Here is a 25,537-nt window from a genome sequence, read left to right on the forward strand (position 1 = left end):
CGTCTCGTCGTCGATAGGACTGCCCAGCCCGGCACCGCCCGCGGATCGCGACCGTCAGCGCGGGGATGACGAATTTTTGACCATTCCGCTCGGAGCGAGGTGCTTGCAGGCAAAGAACCAATCCGCCCACCGGCTTATCCACAGCTTCTGTGAGTTGTTCAGATACCGGACAGCCCCCGATAGCTGTATCGGTTTGTCAAGCCGGCCACGCCGCGCCGGCCGCTCGCCAACGGCCGAGCGAACACACGTACGTCGAGCCCATCAGGGCCGCGGTCCACGCTGTTGATGCTCGAACTCGTATTCGTCGATCTCGCCCCGCAGGAAGGACATCAGACGCTCATCGGCCTTCGGATCGCGGGCGATCGCCTGACGACGATGATTCAGAACCAGATGCGATCGATAATGGTTGAGCAGCCCGCCGATCAGAAACAACCCGCTGCCCGCCAGATACTGCCAGGCCAGAAATCCGTGCACGACCTGTCGGTCCGCTTCGGCCTCGAACTGCCACAGATACGGAACGGAAGCGACCAGGAACAACAGCGAGCCGGCGATGAACATCACGGCGATGAGATTCATCAGCTGCAGGGTGATCACCGACGAGGCCCGAATGATCATCAACACGTTCAGGCACGCACCCACCACGAACAACGCCGAGCCGATGACGAACGTCCAGGCGCCCGTCGTTCGCCAGCCCCACCACGACAGGAAGAACAGGCTGCCCGCCGTGAACAGGAGCGTCCCGACGATGTAGCACCACAGTGCGGCAACCTCGAGAAGACGGCTGATCGAGATCGGCCGCGGCTTGGGCCAGAAATGACTGGTCTCGAGCAGGTCATCGATGAGCACCACCAGATAGACCAGCGAGCCCACGAAGAACAGCCAGGCCCCGATATCCTGCCAGGCCTCGAAACGCGGCAGGAAGAGCGCGCTCCCGACGATGAACAACACCCCGCCGAGTTCGTAGAGCAGTGCGTTACGGGTCTCCCAGAGCCAGCTGAGATCAAGTGTTTCGGTATCCGGCTCGCGCGACGGAACACGCGGCCGGTTCGTGAAGAGATGCGGCATGACAACCAGGATCCGGAAATGAATTCGGCCGACGCGCAATGCGCGGCCGCGCGAAAAGCAGGCACGAACCCGCTCTGCTCGTTCGAGTATGCCGTTTTCATGCCCTGAAGAGCGGCTCGGATTCCGGCCGTGCACGCGGCCGTGCCATGTCCCGGCTCGTGGCCCTCACTGCCGACGCCCGCTCAGCGACCGTGCGATTATCGATGGCAGGCAGCACGGTGTGCCGCATCCGCGGACTCAGCCGGCTGGCGACAGCCCGGCGTCTGTGTCATTCGTGGTTCACGTCGCCCGCATCGACCGGCGGTAGACGTGATGCCGCGGCCTCATCCGACTCGAACGACTGCTGTTTCTCGACCGCGGCCTCGGCCAGCGCCTGAAATTCAGACCAGCCGGTCACGGCGACGACGGCCTCGGCCTGCAGACGCACGGCCTCGACGGCAAGCAGATTGTCGGCCTGAGCCAACGCTTTCTGACGGCTTTGATGATAGGTCGCGCGACGGTCGTCGGTATTTCGCATCGATGGCATCCGGTTGGCTTTCAGCGCAAATCGTCAATAGATCGGCAGCGGCCTGACCGCGACGGTGGTATCAGGCCAGGCGCGGGCGACAGCACGTGGCGCGCCGGACCGCAACGCGGCCTCCTGCCGCTGGCGGACTGCCGATCTCCTGACGACTCGCTTTCATTCCATCGTATGGGCCAAACCGACAAACGGATGCGTCGGTGGACGGCGCGGTCTCAAGGGCCGACTGCCATCGAGACCGGCCGAATGCGTGCGTGAGTCCCGGCCGAACGGCCGGGACCGGAGCTCGACCTAGCCGCCCAGAAACGAGGACGCGGCCTTGTTGGCAATCAGGCGACAGGCTCGCTTGCCGACCTCTGCCTTCATGCCGGTCAACGAGTAACCGTGTCCTTGCTTGCTGTTGAGCACGCCCGACAGCCCCTTCTGGTAATCGGCATCGTTCTGTGCGTTCTGATCACCACCGAGCTTGCCCATGAGCTGGCTCTTGACGCGATCCACCGGGCCCTCGGTGAAGCCCTGCTTTTGGCAATAGCCGAGCACCCCGGCGACGCTGTTCACGTTGCCCAGATTGAGCGAACCGGTGGTCAGCTGCGAGAGCAGTGCACTGCCGCCGGCTGCATTGTGCGTATTCGATGCGCCGTTCACGGCGTTATCGGCACTGTTCTTCAGGTTGTCGAGCGCACCGGCGCTGGCCGTCGTCGAAACCAGCGCGCCGGCCAGAAGAATCGCGGCGGCTTGCGTGTACTTGTTCATCTCATCCTCTTTGGAACGGACGCAGCCACCGATCGATCTCGTGGCGGTCTGCGCATGTATTTCTGAACCGGCGAGATTCTGCCAGATACCGTGACCGCCAGGCCGCGGTGGCCAGCTTTCGCCTTCGGTTCGATCAAATCCGCGCCATCACCGCACAGCGTTACTGAACCGCAAGTGACGACGCGGGCCGTCGATCGCGGTTGCGCGGGTTTCAACATGCCCGCCAGGCACTATCCCCAGACGAAAACGACGATCAGGGCTCGCACAAAACGACGACAGGGCCTAGAATCAGCACCACGCGCCCGTAGCTCAGCTGGATAGAGCACCGGCCTTCGAAGCCGGGTGTCGTAGGTTCGAATCCTACCGGGCGCACCATGCACCTCGGATCGGCGCTTTTTTCGCCCATCCCCAATCGACGGCGCGGGCTTTTCGACATGTCGATCGGCGACGCGGCCGACGATGTATGATGAGGTTTTCGATGGCGAACACCGCTCCCGAGATGTCTGAATCGATGCCGCGACGCTGGGACGTCGCGACCGTGGTCGCGGATCTGCGCGAGGCACGCCGCAAGTGGCGGGCCCATGTCGATCGCGAGACCGATCTCGGCGACCGTGAGTTTCCCTCCGTCGAGCGCATCGAAGGACTGATCAAGCAACTGCGCGGCGCGCTGTTCCCGCTGCGGCTCGGCCCGGCCGATCTGCAGCGGGAAGCCGAGGATCATTACGTCGGCTATGCCATCGACCTCGCGCTATCCGGCCTGGTCGAGGAAGCACGCCTGGAACTCGACTGTCGTGAACGCTCGGGGGGCGACGCTCATCGCCGCGAGGCCGTGGATCGGGTTCGACGATTCGCCGAACGCCTGGCCGACATCCGACTGGCGCTCGACGAGGACATCGATGCGGCTTATGCGGGGGATCCCGCCGCGCGATTCGTCGACGAGATCCTGCTGTGCTACCCCGGCATCCACGCCCTCCTCCATTATCGCGTGGCGCACGTCCTGCACGAACTGGGCCTACCGCTCATTGCGCGCATCATCACTGAACTCGCGCATTCGTCCACGGGGATCGATATCCATCCCGGCGCGGTGATCGGGCGTGCATTCTTCATCGATCACGGCACGGGCGTGGTGATCGGCGAGACCGCGCGCATCGGCGATCGCGTCCGGCTCTATCAAGCCGTCACACTCGGTGCCAAGAGCTTCGAGACGACCACCGGTGGGCAACTGGTCAAGGGCAAGGCAAGACACCCCGTGGTCGAGGACGACGTGGTGATCTATGCCGGCGCCACAGTCCTCGGTCGAGTGACGATCGGCACTGGCTCGACGATCGGTGGCAACGTCTGGCTGACACACGACGTCGCCCCCGGCAGCGTCATCACGCAGGCACGCTGCGCACAGCACGACTAACGCCGACCGGACACAGCCCGCACCCATCGGCAGCATATCGACGGCCGTCTTTCGGTGCCGTCCTCGGCCCGATGCCACGTGTCGCGCAACGGCGTCGCCCGGAGTCGTTCACCCACCGACCCGCCCGGTCGATTCGACGAGCCGAGCAGCGACCAAGGTACGCGCCGTCGAGACCATTTCGGCATCGGCCCGTCGTCCGTTTTTCAATGGTTTCATGGCCGAGCCCGCCAGCTGGCGGGCTCGGGGCATGTTGCGCTGACGAAGGGTAACTACATTGCCGCCTCGGCGGACGTATCCGACACATGGTACGGCCCATCCAGTGCAGCGCCCGCCGGATCAAGGATCGCAACACTGCCTCACGGAGCCGACAGACGGGCACGCCGGGCGGCCGGAGCGGCGCTTTGTGGTGCTGATCATGTGGTCCGACGAAGCCGGGGTCCACGACTTGCGTATCGCAGAATACAACTGGCGAGCGCCAACGCGGCGCTCACACGAAACATCCTAGGGTCTGTTGATGTTTCGTTCGAGCGCCTTTCGTCGAGAGACCGCCGTGTGTCCGGCAAGGCGCGAGTCGCCGGGCACCCATCGTCGATTTTTCATGGGCGGCCCAACCCGAAGGGACAAGCGCCCCAAAATCAAAAACACGACGGCAATCCAGCGTTCTAGCACGCTGGCGCAGAATGACACGCTATGCGTGCTATGCCTCGTCTTGCCGCCCATCGTCAATTTCAGGGCGCACTTGGCGCGGACTCGCACGACACATCAACAGGCCCTAGCGCGATTTCTGGTCGCGCCAGATCTTGATCGCGAGCGAGACGATCAACAACGCGCCCAGTGTCTCGATGGCGATCGTCACGATATAGCCGGCGGTCAGGTTGCCGCCGCGGGCCGCCCAGAATATCGGGCACAGCACGAGTGCCAGCACGACCGGTGTCCAGATCGTGAAGACCCAGCGGTCGAGCCAGTGGCGGTTTTTTTCGGGTGATCCGGGCATCAGGGTCGCCGGGTTCGGGGCTTGTCGCCATTGTACGTGGCGACTGCCCCGACGACGACAATCCGGGGCGCGGCCGGCCTTGAGCACGGATTGTTCGGCCCGCGGGTACAGTCCGGCCCGCTCGGGTCGCCGCCAGCGCAGACGATCTTTCGATCGCCATGACGCCGGATTCGCCAATGCGTTGTTGGCAAATGGTTTTTTCCGAATTAAACTGCACGTTTATACACCGGCCTACGCCGTGGCGAACTTTCGCACTCATTTGACCGTGGCGGCCGGTGTGGGCGCCGCTGCGACCAGCTACGGCCTGTATGCCGGATGGTGGACGCTGGTGCACGCGCCGAGTCTGGTGCTGCTGACCACGCTCGGCGGCATCATGCCGGATATCGATGCCGACAAGTCGCATTCGGTCCGTCTGATCTTCACCGTGCTGGCCGTGGTGGCCGCGTTCATCGCACTGTCGATCGGGCGCGGCTATCTGTCGACGATGGGCGTGCTATGTCTGGCGCTCGGGCTCTATATCGCGATTCGTGACGGCGTGAGCGTGGGTTTCCGCATGACGACCCGCCACCGGGCGAGCTGGCACTCGCTGCTCGCAACCGCCGGGGTCACCGTGGCCACGAGCGTGATCAGCTATCGCTTTTTCGCCCAGCCGGCACGCGCTGCCTGGCTGGACGGTGGCGCCATGGCGCTCGGCATGGTCGTCCATCTGCTGCTCGACGAATGCTTTGCGATCGATCTCGAGGGTGCGCGTCTGAAGCGCTCGTTCGGTACCGCACTCAAGCTTTTCGATTATCGACGCCCGATCGCCACCGTGTTGATGGCAGGCGCGGCGATCGCGCTCGTCCCCTGGCTGCCGCCCTGGCCGGCCGCCTTCGGTACGGCGACGCGCGCCCTGCAGGCCGCGCTCGGCGGCAGCCAGCCGGGCGCCTGAAACCGGGCCCGTGGCACGTGCCGCCCCACCGGGTATCGGAGCCAGGCCGGCACGGGCACGCGAGAGCCTGTTGATGTTCCGTGCGTGTCCGCGCCCCGTGCGCACTGCAATCGACGACGGCCGGCAAGACAGGGCGTAGCGCGCCTAGCGTGTCATTCGGTGCCAGCGTGCGGGAACGCTGGATGGCCGTCGTGTTGCTGCTCCCAGGGCGCTTGTCCGAAAGGGGCGCGCCGCTCACGAACAATCGACAATGGCTGCCCTGCAGCGTTTTCAGTCCGGATCGTGGCACGCCACGATCGGCGGCTCGTCTCCGGTACCATCGATGATGCACAATACACAGGATATCGACCGGCCACGCCGACGGACGTACCCCGACCCGTCGTTTATCATGTGGCTCGGTGCCCATGAGCGATGCCCAGCAATCGGAGACGTACGCAGTGCCCAGCCCCCGTTTTGAGATCCGCGCGACGACCACGCCTGTGTCAGACAATCTACGCGAGTCGATTCTGGCCGCCCCCGGGTTCGGCCAGTATTTCACCGATCACATGAGTCATGTGCGCTGGACGCGCGATGCCGGCTGGCACGGCGCGGAACTGGTGCCCTATGGTCCGCTCGCCCTGGACCCGGCCGCACCGGTCTTTCACTACGCACAGGAAATCTTCGAGGGCTTGAAAGCCTATCGGCATGCAGACGGTTCGGTCTGGTGTTTCCGTCCGGAGCGCAACGCTGCACGGTTCCGTCGTTCCGCCGCACGTCTGGCACTGCCGCAGCTCGACGACGAAACATTCATTGAGTCACTGCGGGCGCTGGTCGCCCGGGATTCGGCCTGGGTCCCGACCCCACGCGATGCGCATGACGAATGCAGCCTCTATCTACGGCCGTTCATGATCGCCAACGGGCGATTTCTGGGTGTGAAACCGGCCGCGGAGGTGGATTACTACGTGATCGCCTCACCGGCCGCCTCTTATTTCAAGGGCGCCGGCAAACCGGTCTCGATCTGGCTGTCGTCGCATTACAACCGCGCCGCACCCGGCGGTACCGGCTTTGCCAAGACCGGCGGCAACTATGCTTCGTCGCTGGTTGCCCAGCAGGAAGCCATCGACCACGGCTGTGATCAGGTTGCCTTCCTCGACGCGGCGGAGAACAAATGGGTCGAGGAACTTGGCGGGATGAATCTGTTCTTCGTCTATGCCGACGGCCGGCTGGTTACCCCGCCCACCGGCGGGACGATTCTGGAAGGTGTGACCCGCGATTCCGTGCTGACGCTGGCCGCCGATCTGGATCTGACTCCGGAGGAACGTCCGATCAGCATCGACGAGTGGCGTGACGGCGTGCGCAGCGGCGAGATCGTGGAAGTCTTTGCCTGCGGCACGGCTGCCGTGATCACGAGCATCGGCAAGCTGGTCACCGAAGACGAGACCATCGAGACGCCAGAGACCAACAACGACGTCAGCCAGCGACTGCGGCGCCAGCTTCTGGACATCCAGTACGGCCACAGCGCCGATACGCGCGGCTGGCTCACCCAGCTGGCCTGAGCAGCGAGCAGCGTAGGCGCTCGCCGTCGCGGGCGCTTTCAGCCGATCCAACAGCTGATACGGCGGCTTGCCGGGCGCATCGGCCCGACGCGCGGCCCGGTTTCCGAGACCACGGCTGAACGCCCGGCCGGCTCGAATACGCCGCGCCAAGCCGGGTTCGCGAGCGGCCCGCCTGTGCAAACAGTACCGAAACCACCGTCAAGCGGATCGATTGCAGGGCGTATCGATGGCATCGATCCGCCGCATCCGCTGCCCGGCGCCGGGCGGGCACGTGCAGCCGCGCGCCCGCGAAGTCGCATCGTGATCCAGGGCCTGTCAACACCTCGGGCGTGGCCGCGTTGCCGCCCAAAAACCGGCCACGCAAGGCGCATGGCCGGTTTTTACGCGCAACCCGACAGGACGGCCGTACGCGCCCGATGCCTTGCCTTGCAACCAAACGAGCGCCGGCGCGGCGCACGCGGGACGTGTTATTCACCCGGCATGAAAATAGATGATTTTTCGGGTTGATAATGCGCGTGTGCGACAGCACGCGCGCCACGGCCAACGGCCGTGAAGCCATTGAAAATAAAAAGACGGACAAGGGCCGGCGTTTCTTTCGATGGCGTTGAAAACAGCTGACGTCGTCAGCTGTTTTGGTGCCGGATTAATAACAGACCCTAGTCGATCGGCGGCGGCCCCAGCTCGGCCATCAGCTCGTTGAGCTTCACATAGGCCTTGTTGCGATAGGCGATCAGCTCCGGAATCCGCTCGGCCGGCACGTCGGTGAAGCCGCCGCCGCTCTTGGTGCCGAGCTTGCCGGACTCCACCAGCTCGGACAGCACGCGCGGCGTCGCGAAGCGCTCCGGGAAATCGGTCTGCAACGACTTGTAGCAGAAGTTGTAGACATCCAGTCCGGCCATGTCCGCGATCGCGAACGGCCCGAAGAACGGCAGCCGAAAACCGAAGGTGGTCCGCACGAGCGTATCGATGTCCTCGGCGGTGGCCACGCCCTCGTCGAGCAGCTGGGTCGCCTCATGAAACAGCGCATACTGAAGACGGTTGAGCACGAAGCCTGTCACGTCGCGCACGACCGCGGTCTCCTTGCCGGTCTCATGCACGAACGCACAGGCCTGATCGATCGTGGCCTGATCGGTGCTGGCATGCGGGATGACTTCCACACCCGGAATGAACGGCGACGGGTTGGAGAAATGCACGCCCAGGAACCGGCCGGGCGATGTCACCGCCTCGGCCAGCGCGCCGATCGAGATCGTCGACGTATTGGAGGCGATGATGGCGTCGCCCGGGGCGGCCGCGGCGATACGGCGCAGCGTCTCGTGCTTGATCTCGATCTTCTCGGGCACCGCCTCCTCGACGAGCACGGCGTCGGCGACCGCGGTCTCGATGTCCTTGGCCGCGGTCAACCGGGCCTCGATGCGCTCGACGGCGTCGGCCGGGAACAGATCGTCAGCGACGAAATCCGCGGTTTCCTTCATGAGCCGCGCGCGATTGTCCTTGGTGACATCGAAGGAAACATCCGCGATGTGGACGTCGTAGCCGGCCAGGGCCATGACCTGGGCGATGCCGCCGCCCATGTAGCCCGAGCCGATGATAGCGATCTTGTCGGTCATGTATTGCTCCTTGTCGGTGAGGATCAGTTCTGACGCACGCGGCTTTCGCCGAGTGCATAGTCGGCACTGCGTGGCAGCACCTGTTCGCGCAGATAACGCTGGTTCGAAGCCGAGACGGACAGACCGTCACCGCCGTAGTGCTCGCAGCAGATCACGCCCTGGAACCCGTTGGCGATGGCGATCTGGAAGGCCTTGCGATAGCTGATCAGGCCGGATTCCAGCGGCGCCGGCATCGCGACATACATATCGCGCGCGATGTCTTCGTCGCGCTGATAGTTCTTCACGTGCCAGTAGTTCGCATAGGGCATGATCTTCTCGGCCATGGCCTCCCAGTTCTCGATCGGCCGATGCAACCGGATCAGGTTGCCCATGTCCGGATTCAGGCCCACACAGGGATGGTCGATGGCCTCGACGAGGGCGACCGAGGAGTCGGCCGTGCCGAGATAGGTGTCCTCGTACATTTCCAGCGAGAGAATCAGCCCGAGTTCCTCGGCGTGCTTGCCGAGTTCACGCAGACGAGCCACCGCCAGATCCCAGGCCTCACGCTCATCCGGGTCCTTGTAACCTTCGACGGTCCAGAACCAGAGCTGGGCCTTCTGGGCCGGTGTGAGCGCCTGATGCAGCCCGACCGAGACCACGCGCGAACCGAGCGCAGCAGCCGCTTCGAGCGTGCGATGGCTATAGTCCAGATTGGCCTGGCCGTTGGCGGCATCGATCACGCTGCTGCGCACGACCGAGATCGCCGGCAGACCGACACCGACATCGTCGGCGGCCTCCTTCAGGGCGGTCAGCCGTGCGCTCGACAGATCGCCCGGCCGGACCCAGCCGTCGAACAGATCGACATCCGAGAAGCCGGCATCGCGGACTTCGGCGAATACATCGCGCCAGTGCGCCACGTCGGCCTCGTTGACGTGGCGCCCATCGTCGAGCGTGCCGGGAAATTGCAACAACGCGGCCGAAATCAACCAGTCTTGTGCGGTGTAGGGCATAGGGGGCTCCATGGATAATTGAGTGGACCGGCGTGTCATGCCGGGATCGCGTTGCGCGCCTCGCGGTCGGCAACCGACACAGCGGGCCGGGCCGGCACCGAGGCCGAACGCGGCGCCGCAGACCCCGGCGCTCGTCGATAAAGCCGGCCGCTGCGACTTGCATTAAGCGGCTCGGAGGCGTATCGAATCGAGACAAGGGCATGCAACCGAGACGAGCGCCGTTGCACGACGCGTATCTTCGCAGGGGGCGCGCGGCTTGCCGCGACGCCCCGGCGAGCCGCGAATATCGACGTGTCATGATGCGCTCCTCGGCTAATTATTCGACATATACTATTTTTTGTTGAACATTTACATCAGACCGACTTTCGTCGGAGCTGGTTGACCGGTTCCGATCACCCGCGGACGGCCTTCGATCACGCGGGTGATATCATGTCCGGTCAGACTGTCTTGATCACAATCGTTTTCGCCGATGTCCCGACGCGCCGTGCAATCCGAACGCAATCTCAGCGAAGAGCTCGCGTCCGACATTCTGGCCGGCCGATATCAGCCCGGCGATTTCATCCCCAAGGAAATGCAGATCTGCGAGGCCTCCGGGCTCAGTCGCACGGTCGTGCGCCGGCATCTGGCCCAGCTGGTCGACGGCGGCCTGATCGAGCGGATCTCCGGCTACGGTTCGCGTGTCCGTGAAGTCTCCGAATGGCATATCCTCGATCCGCTCGTCACGCGGTGGCTGTCGCGCTACGCGGCCCCGAACGAGGAGATCCAGCGCGAAATCCTGTCGTTTCGCCTGTCCGTCGAGCCCCAGGTCGCGATGGTGGCCGCACGCAACGCCAGTGCCCGCGATCTGGTCGCCATCGAGGAAGCGTTCGAGGGCATGGCCCGGCACATGCGTGGTGCCGGCCAGAATGAGGCTCGTCGGCTGCACAGCGAATCCGACGTTGCCTTTCACGTGGCGATCTACCGTGCAACGCACAACATCGTCTGGGCTCAGCTGTCGCATATCCTGCGTCCGTCGATCGATCTGCTCGTCGTGGAATCCAACAGCAGCGCACGCGATCCGGATGACAGCCTCCAACGCCATCGCGATCTCATGGAGGCCATTCGAATGCGTCAGCCGCAGGCCGCCTTTCACGCGGCCTATGCCGTGCTCGAAGGCACCAGCCATGCGCTCGGCCTCAAGCATGAGCACCACGATCTGACCCCCAACTGACCCCGAGGGACGGCGCGCCCATGCCGGTCTCAACCCAAAGTCTATGTTGAACATTTGATCGCATAAGTTGATTGTTTCCGCCGAGCGCAGCGCCCCTGCGTCCACGGAGGAAACCCATGAGCACATCACAGACCGTTGCGCCGGAGCGTACCCCCGCCGCTCGCGGCACGATCTGGACCATCGGCTTCGTTGCCGCCCTCGCCGGCCTGCTGTTCGGCATGGATATCGGCGTCATTTCCGGCGCGCTGCCGTTGATCAAGGACGCGTTCGCGATCAGCGATTTCATGCAGGAGATGATCGTCAGCGCCATGATGCTGGGCGCGGCCATCGGTGCCGCCGGCAGCGGCACCATTTCGCGGCGCTACGGTCGTCGTCGCACCCTGCTCATCAGCGGCCTCGTCTTCGCCCTCGGAGCGATCGCCTGTGCCCTGTCCTGGTCGCCCGGTGCACTCGTCGGGGCCCGCATCCTGCTCGGGATCGCGGTCGGCATGTCGTCCTACATCGCGCCGATCTACCTGTCCGAGATCGCACCGGAATACATCCGCGGCCGGCTGATCTCGTTCTATCAGCTGATGATCATGGGCGGCATTCTCGCGGCCTATCTCGTCAACGCCGTATTCGTCGACCTGGGCGGCTGGCGCCTGATGCTCGGCGTCATCGCCCTGCCGGCACTGGCCATGGTGATCGGCATGGCCGCCCTGCCGCGCAGCCCGCGCTGGCTGATGGACTCCGGCCACGAGCACGAGGCACGACAGGTCCTGGCACAGCTGCGCGGCGACGACGCGAGACGCATCGATGCCGAAATCGACCTGATCCGCAAGAGTGCGAACCTGTCCGAGGCCGGCTGGTCGCTTTTCAAACGCAACCGGAATTTCCGGCGCTCCACCGGACTGGGCATGCTGCTGCAGTTCATGCAGCAATTCACCGGCGCCAACGTCATCCTCTACTACGCGCCCCACATTCTTGAACTGGCCGGCTACGCGAGTGCTCGAGAACAGCTCTGGGGCACGGTGTTGATCGGCCTGCTGATGACGCTGGCCACGTTCATCGCCATCGGTTTCGTCGACCGCCTGGGGCGCAAGCCGCTGCTCTACACCGGGTTTTCGGTGATGGGCATCTGCATGGTGTTGCTGGGCACGCTCTATGAATACGGCCTGGACAGCGCCTCGGCCCAGTATGTCGCCATCGGTCTGCTGTGCCTGTTCGTGATCAGCTATGCGATGTCGGCCGCGCCGATGGTATGGATTCTGTGCTCCGAGATTCAGCCGCTCAAGGGCCGGGATTTCGGGGTAACCTGCTCGACGGTCACGAACTGGGTCTCGAACATGGTCATCGGCGCCACGTTCCTGACCCTACTCAACGTCGCCGGCAATGCCGGAACCTTCGGGCTCTATGCCGCGCTCAATTTCCTGTTCATCGTTTTCACACTCCTGCTCATCCCCGAAACCAAGGGGATCTCACTGGAGCGCATCGAAGAAAATCTGATGGCCGGCAAGCCGCTGCGCCGGATCGGCATCAATTGACGAAGAACCGGCCCGTCGTCGCCGACACGGCAGCGACGGGCCGCCGGCCGTCCTTTCAATTGCCTGCCGAGGTATCCGCGTGATCGGCGCGGCTGGCCTCGAAACGGGCTTTCTGTGCTTCGCTGGCCTCGTCCTGATAGGCCTGTTTCCAGCTGTCGTAGGGCATGCCGTAGACCCGCTCGCGGGCCTCGTCATAGTCCATCGCCACACCGTGGGCCTCGGCCTCGGCGAGATACCACTTCGACAGGCAGTTTCGACAGAAGCCGGCCAGATTCATGAGATCGATGTTCTGCACATCGGTGCGTTTCTGCAGATGCTTGACGAGACCGCGAAACGCGGCGGCTTCGACTTCGATACGGGTCTGATCGTCCATGACGTGCTTGATTGCAAAAAGCGATACGCCATGATGCCATGCCGTCTCAACGCGCGGGCGGCGTCCGCACCAGTTCGAGCGTCGTCGGAACCACGCCATGGCCGATCATGTGCAGCCGCCGCGCGGCCGCACGTGATAGATCGATGACGCGACCACCGGCGAACGGCCCACGATCATTGATGCGCACCACCACCGAGCGGCCGTTGAGCCGGTTGGTCACTCGGACGCGACTGCCGAAGGCAAGCCGTTTGTGGGCGGCTGTCAGCCGAGACGGTCGATAGATCTCGCCGCTGGCGGTGCGTCGCCCGGCCAGCGCATCGCTGTAATAGCTCGCCTTGCCGCGCTGAAAGACCGACCCAGGCTGCGGCGGATGGTTTGCACAACCGGCCAGAAGCACGAGCCACGCCGCCACGAGCAGCAGACGGCCGGCGCCGCCTGTGCGCGGTGCCCCGGCCGCCGGCCGCCTTGCGTGTCTGACGCGCACCGTTACCGCGCCCTGCGCTCCCATGCCTGTGCCTCAGTCGCCGCCGCGGCCCGTGTAGCGATCGAAATGCTTCAGACATTCGCCGAAGTGGTCCTCGAACATCTTGCGGTACTGCGAGGTGAAATAATTGACGGCGGCCTCGCGTTCGGCCGCCATTTCCTCGGCGTTCTCTGCGGTCGCCGCGACCTGGAAGGCATTGAAGCGGGCCGCGGCGTACATGACCGAGGCACTGACCTGCCCGGTCGGCACCTCGCTGGCCTGCTGGTTCAACAGATCGATGATGGCATCCGCGCGTGCGCGAAATTCAGGCGTGAGGCTGTTTTCACTCATGTATTGGATTCCGTGACTGGCATGGACAGGCGCGCAAGAATAACGAATTCACCGCGTTCTATGCGCGTGGATCGCCCGTCGGCGGCCGACGTGCCGCGATCACGGCCTCGGCAAGCGCACGCACCGAGCATGGCGCGCTGCCCTCGGCCTTGTTGTTGATCGTGACAAACGCCGGCTGGCCGGCGCCGGTGGTCCCGGCGATTACGCGCGCAAGCGCGTCACGCGTGGCCGGATCCGGGTCGATGAGCGTGTCGAACGGCGCGTAATCGGCCCGTGCTTTTTCGTAACCGTAGGCGCCGTGTCGCATGTTCAGATTCCAGCGCGCCACGAAGGGCCCTGGCCAGAGCGCCCGCAGGATTGGCAGCTGCTCGGCAATCGGCGGCATGCGTGGATGCAACCCGAGACAATACGTCGCCCCGTGCGCCTTGAGCGTGGCCACGAACGTCCGGCCGAGCCACTCGGGATTGCGGACCTCGACCGCGATCACGACACCGGGCTGACCGGCCACGATCTCGGCCGCCGTCGCGAGCATCCGATCGAGACGCGCGACAAGCCCGGCCATATCGCCGAGCAGATCCCTCGGCAGCGGGCTCAGCTGCCAGACGAGCACCCCGAGCCGTTCGCCCAGCCCGCGACAGGCCGGTTCGACAAAGATATCGCGGGCGATTCGGGCATCCAGGAAATCCGGGTTGGCCGCTGTCGCTCGCCCACCGGTACCGCGCACCAGGGCATCGCTGATACGCGCCGGCGCCTTGACCACGAACCGGAAATCGCGCGGGACCTGGGCCGCGTAGTCGGCGTACTGAGCGACGCTGAGCGGCTGATAGAACGCACGGTCCAGACTGACCGTGCCGAACAGCGGATGCTGTGCATAGGCGGCAAGCCCGTCGCGCGACAGCCGTTTTTCGTCGTAGTCCCCGTCCCAGACCAGCCCGTTCCAGCCCGGAAAATTCCAGGACGATGTGCCGAAACGGGCACGCCCGGGCAAGGCGTCGGCCAGACCGCCCAGATGTGCATCGGAAACAACCGGCGCAACCCCCGGTCGCGGCGCTTGATCGGCATCGAACAATTCATCGGTTCGGGCACCGGACGGCGCATCAACAGCCATGCCTCAGACCGCAGGATGGAAACGGGCGGCTTATTCTGCCCGATCGCGGACGCTCCATGCAGTGCTTCCGGCTAGGGCGTGTTGATGTTTCGTTCGAGCGCGTTTTCGTCGAGAGACCGCCGTGTGTCCGGCAAGGCGCGAGTCGCCGATCGTGGCGTGCCACGATCGGCGACTCGCAACGCCGCAGGGCGCTCATCGTCGAGTTTCATGGGCGGCCCAGCCCTTCGGGACAAGCGCCCCAAAATCAAAAACACGACGGCAATACAGCGTTCTAGCACGCTGGCGCAGAATGACACGCTATGCCTGCGACGCCTCGTCTTGCCGCCCATCGTCAATTTCAGGGCGCGCTTGGCGCGGACTCGCACGACACATCAACAGGCCCTAGCGGTTCAGGGCCGTGCGGGCCCGCGATTCTCCATCGCCGTCGGCGATGCCCCGGTGGCGGTCAGGTGCAGACGCACCAACTCGGCCAGCGAACCGGCCGACATCTTGTGCATGACGTTGGCCCGGTGTAGTTCGACGGTCTTGGGGCTGATGTCCAGTCGTCGCGCGATATGCTTGTTGGACCACCCCGCCACGACCTCGTCCATGACATCCACCTCGCGCGGCGTCAGGCGGCCGAGGCGCGCGCGTGCCTCGTCGCTCTGGCGACGTTCGGCCATCATCGCCTGGCTATCGTCAATGGCCTCGCGCACGGTGGCGATCAGTAGATCGTCATCGACCGGCTTCTCCAGGAAATGCACGGCGCCGCCCCGCATGGCCTCGACCGTCGCCGCGACATCGCCGTAGCCGGACATGAAGATGATCGGCAGGTGCGGATCGGTCTGGCAGATCGCACGCTGGACAGCCAGACCGCTCATGTCCGGGATCCGCAGATCCAACAGCACGCAGCCGGAATGAGGCGTGCGCGAACGGTCGACGAACGCATGGCCCGAGGCATATTCCGCACAATCGACCGGGATCGTTTCCAAAAGACACCGCAACGAGTCGCGAACGGCGTCGTCGTCATCCACGATGTGTACCAGCGCATCCATGGCGGTTCCGTGGCTGCAGAATCGAAGATTTGATCGTAACAAGCCCGGCGGCTTTGCGAACCCGTATTTTTTCGCATGTTTCGCCGTCCATCGCGGGCGGTGCCGACCGCCCCGCGTTCAGACGAACAACCGCTCGGCCAGCATGAAAAGGCCGGTCGCGGCCATGAGTATCGCGAACACGAGCTGCAACGTCCGACCGGCCAGATACCGCGCCAGACCGCGGCCGCCGATCATGCCGATCGCCCCGCCGAGCACGAACAGCCCGGCGATCGCCGGATCGATCGATCGTCCGCCTGCCACGTTCGAGACGACGCCCGACAGGCCCACGAGCGTGATGACGAAAAGCGACGTGGCGACCGCCCGATGAATCCCCATGTCCGTGATCAGTATCAGGGCCGGCACGATAAGAAAACCGCCCCCCACGCCGAAGAAACCGGACAGCACGCCGACCACGAGCCCGGCGACCACCAGGGCCGCGCTGCAGGGCGCATTCAGGCGGAGACGCCCGTCGCGTGCGTAGTGACAGACCGTTCCTGCATCGGTCACGGCCTCGGGCGCGATGCGGGCACGAATCACGGCAGCCTCGGCCGGGGCGTGCCGCGCCCTGATCAACAGACGCAGCGCGACCGCCAACATGAGGAGGGCGAACGCACCGAGCGTCGTGCCATCAGCGGCGTACTGCCCCAGCCAGACGCCGGCCGGCGCGGCCGCGACCCCGGCCAGCGCGAAGATCAATCCCGCCCGCCATTCGATGACCCGCCGACGCGCAGCCTCGACGACACCGGTGCCGGCCGTCAGCGCCACCGCGACCAGCGATATCGCGATCGCCTCGCGCGCCGACAGGCCCAGCCCGTAGACCAGAAGCGGCACGGCAAAGATCGAGCCGCCCCCGCCGGTCAATCCGAGCGCCAGACCCACCACGATTCCAAAGACAATACTCAGCACAAGCACGGCGCCTGTGACCAGCGCCCCCTGTCAATCTCGATAGCATTTTATATTATTTGTATATTCTATTTATCGATTTGAAGAGGCATAACAGCGCCGCACCGACCGCTCGCTTGCCTCGGGATCCAAGCGGCGCGCAACGCATCACCGGGCGTGCTGTCCATAATGGCGCTGTATCCGGCACGCTTTTCGCGCAATGACCGAAACCAACATCATTCTCTTTGTCGTCGGCCTGATCCTCTTTCTGAGCGTGCTCGCCAGCGCGCTCGCCCGGTTCGGCCCGCCCCTGCTGCTCATCTTTCTGGTCTGCGGCATGCTGGCCGGCAACGAAGGGATCGGTCAGATCGGCTATTCGAACGTGCCGCTGACCTATTTCATCGCCAATCTCGCGCTGGCGATCATTCTGCTCGACGGCGGCCTGCGAACACCGATCCGGGCGTTTCGCGTCGGTCTCAGGCCGGCCCTGTCGCTGGCCACGGTCGGCGTGCTCATCTCGGCCTCGCTGTCGGGTGCGTTCATCGCTTACGTCTTGGCCGTGGACTGGCGTTACGGTCTGCTGCTCGGCGCGATCGTGGCCAGTACGGATGCCGCCGCCGTGTTCTCGCAGCTGCGCAGCAGCGGCGTGACGCTCAACGAGCGTGTCTCGGCGACGCTGGAGATCGAATCGGGCACGAACGACCCGATGGCGATCTTCCTCGTGACCTATCTGATGACCGCGATCGGCCAGAGCCGGCCCTTCGAATTCACGAACGTGGTCATCGAACTGCTGCAACAGTTCGGCATCGGCATCGTCGGCGGGCTGGCGCTCGGCTACGCCCTGTCCTGGCTGGTCGCCCGTCTGCCGCTGGTCGAGGGGCTGTATGCCCTGTTGATCGCCTCCGGCGGCGTCATGGCGTTCACGGCCATCAACCAGCTCGGCGGCAGTGGTTTTCTCGGCATCTATCTGGTCGGACTCGTGGTCGGCAATCGACGTGCCCAGGCCACGGAGCATGTCTTCCGCGTCATGGACGGCCTGGCCTGGCTGGCGCAGGCCGGCATGTTCCTCGTGCTCGGACTGCTGGTGAATCCGAGCCAGATCTGGGCGGATGCCGCACCGGCGTTCCTGATCGCGGTGTTGCTGATCTTCGTCGCTCGCCCGGCGGCCGTCTGGGTCAGCCTGTTGCCGTTTCGTTTCCCGATCCGCGAACAGGGTTTCATCGCCTGGGTGGGGCTGCGCGGTGCTGTACCCATCGTGCTGGCGCTGTTTCCGCTGATGGCCAATCTGGAGGATGCTCAATTCCTCTTCGATATCGCGTTCGCCGTGGTGCTCATGTCGTTGATCATTCAGGGGACATCGCTGGGCACCATGGCCCGGCTACTGCGCCTGGAAGTTCCGCCCGAGCCGGCGCCGATCGCAGCGTTCCCGCTGAGCGGGCGACGCGACGACCATTTCCACGTGCTGGCCTATGTCATCGAGAAGGAATCGCCGTTGGCGAACACCGCCGGCGATGCGCTCGCCCGGTACGACGGGCTGCGGGTGATCGCGACGACACGCGGCGAGCGGCTGCGGTTCCCGCGCGACGGCTTCGTCTATGCGGTGGGCGATACGGTCTATGTTCTCGCCCCGCAACGTTTCCAGACCGAACTCGGGCGACTGTTCCGCGGCGAGGGACGCGACCGCGCGACCCAACCGGCCCGTTTCTTCGGCCCGTTCACGGTGCACGGCGAGGCCACCGCCGGCGAATTCGCACAGGTCTATGGCATTGAACTGACCGCGGAAGAAGCCGGGCAGACGCTCGGTACACTGGTCCGCCGGCGCCTGCGACGACGCCCGGTGGCCGGCGACGTGGTCGAGCTCGGCCCGGTGCGTCTGATCGTGCGCGATCTATCGGATGGCGCCATCGCCGAGCTGGGCCTGCAGTTGCGCGATCGCGAGCCGGACAAGGCCATCGAACAGGCCTGACCACCCCGCACGGCCCGATCGCCGCGATGCGATCGGGCCGGCGACGGAATATTGGACATCTCGGCCGCCGCGAGATGGCCGGACGGCAACCGGGAGCTACGTCAGCCCGAGACGTCGGCCGGCTGTCGACGCGGCCGGTTCGCGCCACCGAACCCGTGGCCCTGGGCCAGGCAGTAGGCCAGCCACTTGTTGAGCAGAAGATTGCGTGGCCACTGCTCCGAAAGCACGTCTTCGTCGATGTTCGGCACACCGGCCAGCGCTGCATACCGCGACCGGGCATCGCAATAGATGGCTTCGGCCAGCTCGGCATCACGATACACCCGCAACGTGAGATCCGGATCCGGATGGGCCGCCGCCCCCTCACCGAACCAATAGGTCAGGTTGACCGTGGTCGTGTAGCGACAGCGTTCGATGACTCGCAGATGCAGTACGGCGTCCTCGCCCTGGGAAGTCGCCGATTCGAACGGCAGTTCGAGCTCCGGCGCCAGCCGCTCGAAACGCCGGAAATTGCTCTCGTAGAGCCCCATGAGGCCGGTGAAACTGCGCGGCTGAGCAGACGCGAGCCAGTGATTTCGCTTCAATTTCGGCATAGATGGACTATAAGGCAGGCGCCGCGGTTTTCAAATGACATCAGAAGGATCGGCGGCGGAGATCGCGGTCCTGCATGATCACGGCGGCCACTTCCTCGATTGAGCGGTTGGTGGTCTCGACGTAAGGAATGCCGTGACGCTTGTAGAGGGCGGCGGCCTGTCGCAATTCATAGCTGACCTGACCGATCGCGGCATAATGACTGCCGCGTCGGCGCTCGCTGCGAATCTGGTGCAGCCGATCGGCGGCGATGTACAGCCCGTAGAGCTTGTGCTTGTACGGCGCGAGCGCCGCCGGCAGTCGATTCGATTCGAACTGGTCTTCGGTCAATGGGTAATTGGCGGCGAAGATGCCGTGCTGCATGGCCATGTAGACACAGACCGGGGTCTTGCCGCAACGCGACGGGGCCATGAGGATGATCTCGGCACGCTCATAGCCGTTCTCGCCGACGCCGTCGTCATGGGCAAGCGCGAAATTCATGGCTTCGATGCGCGATTCGTAGACCGCCTGATCGGCGATACCGTGAGCCCGGCCGCTCTGATGCGACGATTTGGCCTCGAGTGCGGCCTCGAGTTGTGGCACGAACGCATCGAACAGGTCGAGAAAGACCACCGCCCCGCCCCGCAGGATCTCGCGAACATCGTCCGAGACGGTGGTCGAGAACACGATCGGCCGGGTGCCGAGATTCCGACCGGTATGTTCGATGTATTCGAGCGCAGTCCGCGCCTTGTCGGCCGAATTGATGAACGGCAGCGTCGACTGACGGAACTGGCGTTCGTCGAACTGGGTGAGCAGTGTCGCCCCGAGTGTCTCGGCCGTGATGCCGGTTCGATCGGAGACGAAGAACACCGCGCGGCTGGGCTGGTTCGTATCGTTCATCGCGGCATAGTGCCCGGCCGTTGGCCGCCCGTCGACGCCCCAGCGGACCGTGTCCCCGGCGCCGCCCGGGCAGGGAATCGTTACCACCACGCAGCGCCGCAACGGCTGTGTAGAATGCCATCCGACCTTGGTATGCCCTGTTGCAAGGAGCGCAAGCGTGGATAAATCGCACGTGATCTGGTTCAGCCAGCTCGGGATGAACAATGTCGACTCGGTCGGCGGCAAGAACGCCTCGCTCGGCGAGATGATCAGCCATCTGGCGGATGCCGGTGTATCGGTACCGGACGGTTTTGCCACCACCGCCGATGCCTATCGCGAGTTTCTCGCGCACGACGGCCTGGCCGATCGCATCAATGCCCGGCTCGACGCGCTCGATATCGAGGATGTCGACGCGCTGGCCGAGACCGGCGAAGCGATCCGCCAGTGGGTGATGGATCATCCCTTCCCGCCAGCCCTGGAAGCCGACATTCGCGAAGCTTTTCAGACGCTGTCCGCCGATCACGATGACATCGCCGTGGCGGTACGCAGCTCGGCGACCGCCGAGGACCTGCCCGATGCCTCGTTCGCCGGCCAGCAGGAGACATTCCTCAACGTCCGCGGCCTGGACAACATCATGCTGGCCATCAAGGACGTGTTCGCCTCGTTGTTCAACGACCGCGCAATCTCCTATCGCGTGCACAAGGGCTTCGATCACAGCCAGGTGGCCTTGTCCGCCGGCATCCAGCGCATGGTGCGTTCGGATACCGGCGCCTCCGGCGTGATGTTCACGATCGATACCGAATCCGGTTTCGACAAGGTCGTGTTCATCACCAGCTCCTGGGGGCTCGGCGAGGCCGTGGTCCAGGGCGCCGTCAACCCCGACGAGTTCTACGTCTACAAGGACAACATCGACGCCGGCCGCCCGGCGATCCTGCGACGGGTCAAGGGCGGCAAGGCGGTCAAGATGGTCTATACCGCCGATCGATCGCACGGCAAGACAACCGAATTCGTCGACGTCGACGCCGCCGAGCAGGCGAGATTCTCGATCACCGACGACGACGCCGAAGCCCTGGCCGCCCAGGCGCTGATCATCGAGCGCCACTACGGACGCCCGATGGATATCGAGTGGGGCAAGGACGGCGAGACCGGCCAGTTGTTCATCCTGCAGGCGCGTCCAGAGACGGTGAAGTCCAACAGCACCACGCTGGAACGTTACAACCTCGATGCGAGCGGGCATGAGGTGCTCGTCGAGGGCCGCTCGATCGGCCAGCGAGTCGGCGCCGGTCGCGTACGCAACGTCGCCTCGATCAAGGAAATGAACAAGGTCGAGGACGGCGACATCCTGGTCACCGACATGACCGATCCGGACTGGGAACCGGTGATGAAACGGGCCGCCGCGATCGTGACCAACCGTGGCGGCCGGACCTGTCATGCGGCCATTATCGCCCGCGAGCTCGGCATTCCGGCCGTGGTGGGCACGGGCGATGCGACCGAGCGGCTGGCCGACAAGGCCGAAGTGACCGTCTCCTGTGCCGAGGGCGACACCGGCTATGTCTACGAGGGCATCGTCGATTTCAAGATCGACGAGATCTCGCTGGACAAGATGCCGCCGATCGACACCAAGATCATGATGAACGTCGGCAACCCGGACCGGGCCTTCGATTTCGCTACCCTGCCCAATGCAGGCGTCGGCCTGGCCCGGCTCGAGTTCATCATCAATCGCCAGATCGGTGTACATCCGCGTGCCCTGCTCGAGTACGACGACCAGCCCGACGATCTCAAGCGGCAGATCGATGCCCATATCGCCGGCTACGCGAGCCCGCGCGATTTCTATGTCGATCGCCTGGTCGAGGGCATCTCGACGCTGGCTGCCGCATTTCATCCCAAGCCGGTGATCGTGCGGCTTTCGGATTTCAAGTCCAACGAATACGCCAACCTGCTGGGCGGCGAGGCCTTCGAGCCGGATGAAGAGAATCCGATGATCGGCTGGCGCGGCGCCTCGCGTTATCTGTCGGACGACTTCCGGGCCTGCTTCGAGCTGGAGCTTGCTGCCATGAGTCGCGTCCGGGGCGAGATGGGGCTGACCAACGTGCAGATCATGATCCCGTTCGTGCGCACACTCTCCGAAGCCCGGGGCGTGACCGACCTGCTTGCCTCGCATGGGTTCAAGCGCGGCGAGAACGATCTCAGGATCATCATGATGTGCGAGTTGCCCTCGAACGCCGTGCTGGCCGACGAGTTCCTGGAATACTTCGACGGGTTCTCGATCGGTTCGAACGACATGACCCAGCTCTCGCTGGGCCTGGACCGCGACTCGGGGCTGATCTCGCACCTGTTCGACGAACGCGACCCGGCGATCAAGATCATGCTCGAAAAAGCCATTGCTGCCTGCAAACGTCACGACAAGTACGTGGGCATCTGTGGCCAGGGGCCGTCGGACTATCCCGATCTCGCCCGCTGGCTGCTCGATCAGGGTATCGAATCGATGTCGCTGAACCCGGACACCGTTGTGGCAACATGGCTGTATCTGGCTGACAAGAAAGTCTGACCGTGACACACGACAAAACAGACGCCGCGCATTGCTGAGCCGAGGACGCGGTGATCTGCCCGAGCACCCGCACGATCATTTCGACGGCGAGCGCTTTTTCAATCCCGGACTGGCCCGGCCGACGCGTTCGCGCCGGGCGTTCTGGCACTGGCTGCTGGTCGAGCGACGTCAGCTGGCGCCGTGGACCATCCCGGCACGTCGCCCCGGCGCACGGCCGCCGATGCGTGTTCGGCGAACTCAAGTCACGTGGATCGGCCATGCCACGGCGCTGATCCAGACGGACGGCTGCAATCTGCTGACCGACCCCGTCTATGCCCGGACCGTGAACCCGATTCCCGGCCTCGGCCCTGCACGCGTGCACCCACCGGGCATCGCCTGGGCCGATCTACCGCCGATCGATATCGTGGTCATCAGCCACGCCCATTACGATCATCTCGACAGTGCCACGGTACGCCGGCTGGTCGACACACACGATCCACTCTTCGTCGCCGGGCTGGGCCTGCACGGCTGGCTGGCGCGTCGCGGCGCGCGACGGATCGTCACGCTCGACTGGTGGCAAGGCCACGACGTGCCGGGCAACGCAACGCACACCCCCATCCGGCTGACCGCGGTGCCCGCGCAACACTGGTCAAGACGCAGCCTGGGCGATCGCAATCGCGTACTCTGGGCGGGCTATATGATCGAAACCGATACGACACGACTCTATTTCGCGGGCGATACCGGTTTCCGGGCCGAACTGTTTCGTGATATCGCAGCACACACCGGCCAGCCGGATCTGGCGCTGCTGCCGATCGGCGCCTACGAGCCACGCCGGTTCATGGCGCGCCAACACATGAATCCCGACGAAGCCGTACAGGCTCATGAGCTGCTGGGAGCTCGACGCTCGATGGCCATACATTTCGGCACGTTCCGGCTGACCGATGAAGACCGGGCGCAACCGGCCATTGATCTGGTCGCCGCCCTGCAGCAACACGAGGTACCGGACTCGCAGTTCGTGGTCCCCGATTTCGGTCAGACGGTCACGCCGTCCGAGGATTACGAGACAACAGATCAGTCGGCCGTCTGATTCCGGATCGAGCATTGATGCGGCGCGCGGCGCGCTCGCCCGGGCAGCCTGTCGCTAGCGCGCGGAGCCGAGCCGACGGCTGGATCAGCGCGTCGTGGCAACACCAAGAGGCAGACCGGCCTCGACGAATGCGCCGTGCAGGGCATCGAAGGCATCGGCGGCCACCGCGGGGCGCCCCCTGACACCGAATTCGATGGCGCGCCGACCATCTGCCGAGGGCAGACAGGCAATGCGTGCTTCGGGGTGGGCGTCCATCACGGACTGCATTACGCCGATCAAGGCGCTTTCGGGCGTGTCGAGTACTTCGATCAGATACTCGACCTGTCGTTCCGCCACATGCAGGTTCGCGTAATGCGTATCCAGCACCCAGGTAACCATGGGCCAGGCCATGTTCGGAAAGCCGGGCACGAAATGATGGTCGCCCAGCGAGAAACCGGGCACACGATTGACCGGGTTGGGAATGACAGTCGATCCGACCGGCCATTCGACCATATGGATGCGATCCGGATAGGCGCGATCGCCGAACTTGTCTTCAAGAATCGCGCGGCCTTCGGCATTGTATTCGAGCAAAACGCCGGCAGCCGCCGCGGCACATTGACGTGTCCGGTCGTCGGGTGTGGCCCCGATGCCGCCGAAACTGAACACGATATCAGCGCCGGCCATCGTCTCCTGCAAAGTGCGGGTCAGCAAAGCCGCATCGTCGCCAACCATGCGCGCCCAGGCGAGCTCCATGCCTCGTTCGTGCAGGCGATCGATGACGGCCGGCATGTGTTTGTCGGCGCGCTTGCCAGACAACAACTCGTCGCCAATCAGAACAATACCCACCGAGCGCGGGTCAGCCGTCTGCGCCATCACGATTCCTGTCGAATGAATCCGGTCGTGCCGGGCGATGTTTCATCGCCCGGCACAGGCATCACGATGCGTCGTGACCTGCCACGGCCTTTTCCAGCATCGGCTTCAATTCGCCCGACTGAAACAGATCGATGACGATATCCGAGCCACCGACCAGCTCGCCGTCGACGAACAGCTGCGGGATCGTCGGCCAGTTGGAATAGATCTTCACGCCTTGTCGGTAGATCTCTTCATCGTCGAAGACGTTGACGGCCTTGAAGGAGACGCCGCAGGCCTTCAGTGCCTCGGCACTACGCGCCGAGAACCCGCATTGCGGGAAGTCCGGTGTGCCTTTCATGTAGAGCACGATCGGATTGTTCTCGACTTCTTCCTTGATGACTTCCATCGCCTTGGCGCTCATGAACCGTTCCTTCGTGTGATGTGGTGATCGGTCAACCCTCTAATGTGGGTCGACGCCCGCCCGTATCAAGAGCGATGCCTTTAGGGCCTGTTATTAATCCGGCACCCAAACAGCTGACGACGTCAGCTGTTTTCAACGCCATCGAAAGAAACGCCGGCACTTGTCCGTCTTTATTATTTGCAATGGCTTTACGGCCGTTGGCCGTGGCGCGCGTGCTGTCGCACACGCGCGTTATCAACCCGAAAAATCGTCTATTTTTATGCCGGTTTATAACACGTCCCGCGTGCGCCGCGCCGGCGATCATTTTTTTTGCAAGACAAGGCATCGGGCGCGTACGGCCGTCATTCTGGCCTAGGTGTGTAAACCCACCACATTGTTCACGGAGAGCGACAATCGGCTGACGGGTGGTTGGTGGTTGAGGCTGGCATGGGGTCGATGCCAGTTATAGTGGTGGAGCCAGTAAGGCAAGTGATCGGC

At 64.2% G+C, this 25,537-nt stretch carries 24 protein-coding genes, 1 tRNA gene and 1 pseudogene; 9 read left to right on the forward strand and 17 right to left on the reverse strand.

From position 1 onward, the window contains the following. Positions 1 to 261: 261 nt before the first annotated feature. From D3260_RS12170 to D3260_RS12180, 3 genes are all read right to left on the reverse strand, one after another. Positions 262 to 1,065, reverse strand: a complete 804-nt coding sequence (locus tag D3260_RS12170; protein WP_120098874.1) for a YrhK family protein — start codon at positions 1,063 to 1,065, stop codon at positions 262 to 264. A 268-nt stretch (positions 1,066 to 1,333) separates the two neighbouring features. After that, complete coding sequence (locus tag D3260_RS12175) at positions 1,334 to 1,582, reverse strand: hypothetical protein (RefSeq protein ID WP_120098875.1); 249 nt, start codon at positions 1,580 to 1,582, stop codon at positions 1,334 to 1,336. A gap of 294 nt (positions 1,583 to 1,876) precedes the next feature. Further along, positions 1,877 to 2,338 carry a DUF2501 domain-containing protein gene (locus D3260_RS12180; protein ID WP_120098876.1) on the reverse strand — a complete coding sequence of 154 codons (462 nt, stop codon included), beginning with the start codon at positions 2,336 to 2,338 and terminating at the stop codon, positions 1,877 to 1,879. A 298-nt stretch (positions 2,339 to 2,636) separates the two neighbouring features. On the opposite strand from D3260_RS12180, the gene D3260_RS12185 reads away from it, so the two are divergent. Together D3260_RS12185 and epsC are read left to right on the forward strand one after the other, a co-directional pair. After that, positions 2,637 to 2,713 (forward strand) — tRNA-Arg (locus D3260_RS12185). A 124-nt stretch (positions 2,714 to 2,837) separates the two neighbouring features. Continuing rightward, positions 2,838 to 3,743: a serine O-acetyltransferase EpsC gene (gene epsC, locus D3260_RS12190; protein ID WP_158583522.1), complete on the forward strand. Its 906-nt coding sequence runs from the start codon at positions 2,838 to 2,840 to the stop codon at positions 3,741 to 3,743. A gap of 772 nt (positions 3,744 to 4,515) precedes the next feature. Here epsC and D3260_RS17310 read toward each other — a convergent pair. Then, the gene (locus D3260_RS17310; RefSeq protein WP_147418186.1) at positions 4,516 to 4,737 is read right to left on the reverse strand and encodes a hypothetical protein; all 222 of its coding nucleotides are present in this window, start codon (positions 4,735 to 4,737) and stop codon (positions 4,516 to 4,518) included. 238 nt (positions 4,738 to 4,975) lie between these two features. On the opposite strand from D3260_RS17310, the gene D3260_RS12200 reads away from it, so the two are divergent. Both D3260_RS12200 and D3260_RS12205 read left to right on the forward strand, forming a co-directional pair. Continuing rightward, positions 4,976 to 5,668 (forward strand): metal-dependent hydrolase, encoded by a 693-nt coding sequence (locus D3260_RS12200; protein WP_120098904.1) that lies wholly within the window; start codon positions 4,976 to 4,978, stop codon positions 5,666 to 5,668. A gap of 404 nt (positions 5,669 to 6,072) precedes the next feature. After that, entirely contained in the window at positions 6,073 to 7,203 is a 1,131-nt protein-coding gene (locus tag D3260_RS12205; protein ID WP_120098879.1) for a branched-chain amino acid aminotransferase, read from the forward strand. A gap of 656 nt (positions 7,204 to 7,859) precedes the next feature. Here the strand turns inward: D3260_RS12205 and D3260_RS12210 are convergent. Further along, positions 7,860 to 8,810 (reverse strand): 3-hydroxyacyl-CoA dehydrogenase family protein, encoded by a 951-nt coding sequence (locus tag D3260_RS12210; protein WP_120098880.1) that lies wholly within the window; start codon positions 8,808 to 8,810, stop codon positions 7,860 to 7,862. A 23-nt stretch (positions 8,811 to 8,833) separates the two neighbouring features. Further along, complete coding sequence (locus D3260_RS12215) at positions 8,834 to 9,799, reverse strand: sugar phosphate isomerase/epimerase (RefSeq protein ID WP_120098881.1); 966 nt, start codon at positions 9,797 to 9,799, stop codon at positions 8,834 to 8,836. A gap of 469 nt (positions 9,800 to 10,268) precedes the next feature. Here D3260_RS12215 and D3260_RS12220 point away from each other — a divergent pair, with 469 nt between their 5' ends. Next, entirely contained in the window at positions 10,269 to 11,009 is a 741-nt protein-coding gene (locus tag D3260_RS12220; RefSeq protein ID WP_120098882.1) for a FadR/GntR family transcriptional regulator, read from the forward strand. A 116-nt stretch (positions 11,010 to 11,125) separates the two neighbouring features. Continuing rightward, positions 11,126 to 12,532 (forward strand): sugar porter family MFS transporter, encoded by a 1,407-nt coding sequence (locus tag D3260_RS12225; RefSeq protein WP_120098883.1) that lies wholly within the window; start codon positions 11,126 to 11,128, stop codon positions 12,530 to 12,532. 55 nt (positions 12,533 to 12,587) lie between these two features. Here the strand turns inward: D3260_RS12225 and D3260_RS12230 are convergent, their stop codons facing one another. The 6 genes from D3260_RS12230 to D3260_RS12255 form a co-directional block, all read right to left on the reverse strand. Further along, positions 12,588 to 12,905 carry a DUF1244 domain-containing protein gene (locus D3260_RS12230; RefSeq protein WP_120098884.1) on the reverse strand — a complete coding sequence of 106 codons (318 nt, stop codon included), beginning with the start codon at positions 12,903 to 12,905 and terminating at the stop codon, positions 12,588 to 12,590. Positions 12,906 to 12,951: 46 nt separating this feature from the next. Continuing rightward, complete coding sequence (locus D3260_RS17935; RefSeq protein ID WP_199671491.1) at positions 12,952 to 13,389, reverse strand: septal ring lytic transglycosylase RlpA family protein; 438 nt, start codon at positions 13,387 to 13,389, stop codon at positions 12,952 to 12,954. 33 nt (positions 13,390 to 13,422) lie between these two features. After that, positions 13,423 to 13,719, reverse strand: a complete 297-nt coding sequence (locus tag D3260_RS12240) for a DUF3144 domain-containing protein (RefSeq protein WP_120098886.1) — start codon at positions 13,717 to 13,719, stop codon at positions 13,423 to 13,425. Positions 13,720 to 13,777: 58 nt separating this feature from the next. Then, the gene (locus tag D3260_RS12245; RefSeq protein WP_120098887.1) at positions 13,778 to 14,827 is read right to left on the reverse strand and encodes a DUF72 domain-containing protein; all 1,050 of its coding nucleotides are present in this window, start codon (positions 14,825 to 14,827) and stop codon (positions 13,778 to 13,780) included. A 389-nt stretch (positions 14,828 to 15,216) separates the two neighbouring features. After that, a complete protein-coding gene (locus D3260_RS12250) occupies positions 15,217 to 15,861 on the reverse strand; it encodes a response regulator transcription factor (RefSeq protein ID WP_120098888.1) in 645 nt (214 codons plus the stop codon). Positions 15,862 to 15,978: 117 nt separating this feature from the next. After that, complete coding sequence (locus D3260_RS12255; protein ID WP_158583523.1) at positions 15,979 to 16,806, reverse strand: sulfite exporter TauE/SafE family protein; 828 nt, start codon at positions 16,804 to 16,806, stop codon at positions 15,979 to 15,981. A gap of 196 nt (positions 16,807 to 17,002) precedes the next feature. Here D3260_RS12255 and D3260_RS12260 point away from each other — a divergent pair, with 196 nt between their 5' ends. After that, the gene (locus tag D3260_RS12260) at positions 17,003 to 18,748 is read left to right on the forward strand and encodes a potassium/proton antiporter (RefSeq protein WP_120098890.1); all 1,746 of its coding nucleotides are present in this window, start codon (positions 17,003 to 17,005) and stop codon (positions 18,746 to 18,748) included. Between the two features lie 101 nt (positions 18,749 to 18,849). Here the strand turns inward: D3260_RS12260 and D3260_RS12265 are convergent, their stop codons facing one another. Both D3260_RS12265 and D3260_RS12270 read right to left on the reverse strand, forming a co-directional pair. Beyond that, positions 18,850 to 19,338 carry a DUF1249 domain-containing protein gene (locus D3260_RS12265; protein WP_120098891.1) on the reverse strand — a complete coding sequence of 163 codons (489 nt, stop codon included), beginning with the start codon at positions 19,336 to 19,338 and terminating at the stop codon, positions 18,850 to 18,852. Between the two features lie 40 nt (positions 19,339 to 19,378). Next, complete coding sequence (locus D3260_RS12270; protein ID WP_120098892.1) at positions 19,379 to 20,215, reverse strand: pyruvate, water dikinase regulatory protein; 837 nt, start codon at positions 20,213 to 20,215, stop codon at positions 19,379 to 19,381. Between the two features lie 157 nt (positions 20,216 to 20,372). Between D3260_RS12270 and ppsA the strand changes: the two genes are divergently transcribed. Together ppsA and D3260_RS12280 are read left to right on the forward strand one after the other, a co-directional pair. After that, positions 20,373 to 22,742, forward strand: a complete 2,370-nt coding sequence (ppsA, locus tag D3260_RS12275) for a phosphoenolpyruvate synthase (RefSeq protein ID WP_120098893.1) — start codon at positions 20,373 to 20,375, stop codon at positions 22,740 to 22,742. A 31-nt stretch (positions 22,743 to 22,773) separates the two neighbouring features. Further along, positions 22,774 to 23,808 (forward strand): MBL fold metallo-hydrolase, encoded by a 1,035-nt coding sequence (locus D3260_RS12280; protein WP_120098894.1) that lies wholly within the window; start codon positions 22,774 to 22,776, stop codon positions 23,806 to 23,808. 84 nt (positions 23,809 to 23,892) lie between these two features. On the opposite strand, the gene D3260_RS12285 is transcribed toward D3260_RS12280, so the two are convergent. From D3260_RS12285 to D3260_RS12295, 3 genes and pseudogenes are all read right to left on the reverse strand, one after another. Next, the gene (locus tag D3260_RS12285; RefSeq protein ID WP_120098895.1) at positions 23,893 to 24,660 is read right to left on the reverse strand and encodes a molybdopterin-binding protein; all 768 of its coding nucleotides are present in this window, start codon (positions 24,658 to 24,660) and stop codon (positions 23,893 to 23,895) included. A 61-nt stretch (positions 24,661 to 24,721) separates the two neighbouring features. After that, positions 24,722 to 25,060, reverse strand: coding sequence for a Grx4 family monothiol glutaredoxin (gene grxD / locus D3260_RS12290; protein ID WP_199671492.1), 339 nt, complete (start codon positions 25,058 to 25,060; stop codon positions 24,722 to 24,724). Positions 25,061 to 25,411: 351 nt separating this feature from the next. Further along, positions 25,412 to 25,537 (reverse strand): annotated as a pseudogene (locus tag D3260_RS12295) (IS481 family transposase); the annotation flags it as partial.

This window comes from Salinisphaera sp. Q1T1-3 (genome assembly GCF_003602005.1).
GTDB lineage: Bacteria > Pseudomonadota > Gammaproteobacteria > Nevskiales > Salinisphaeraceae > Salinisphaera.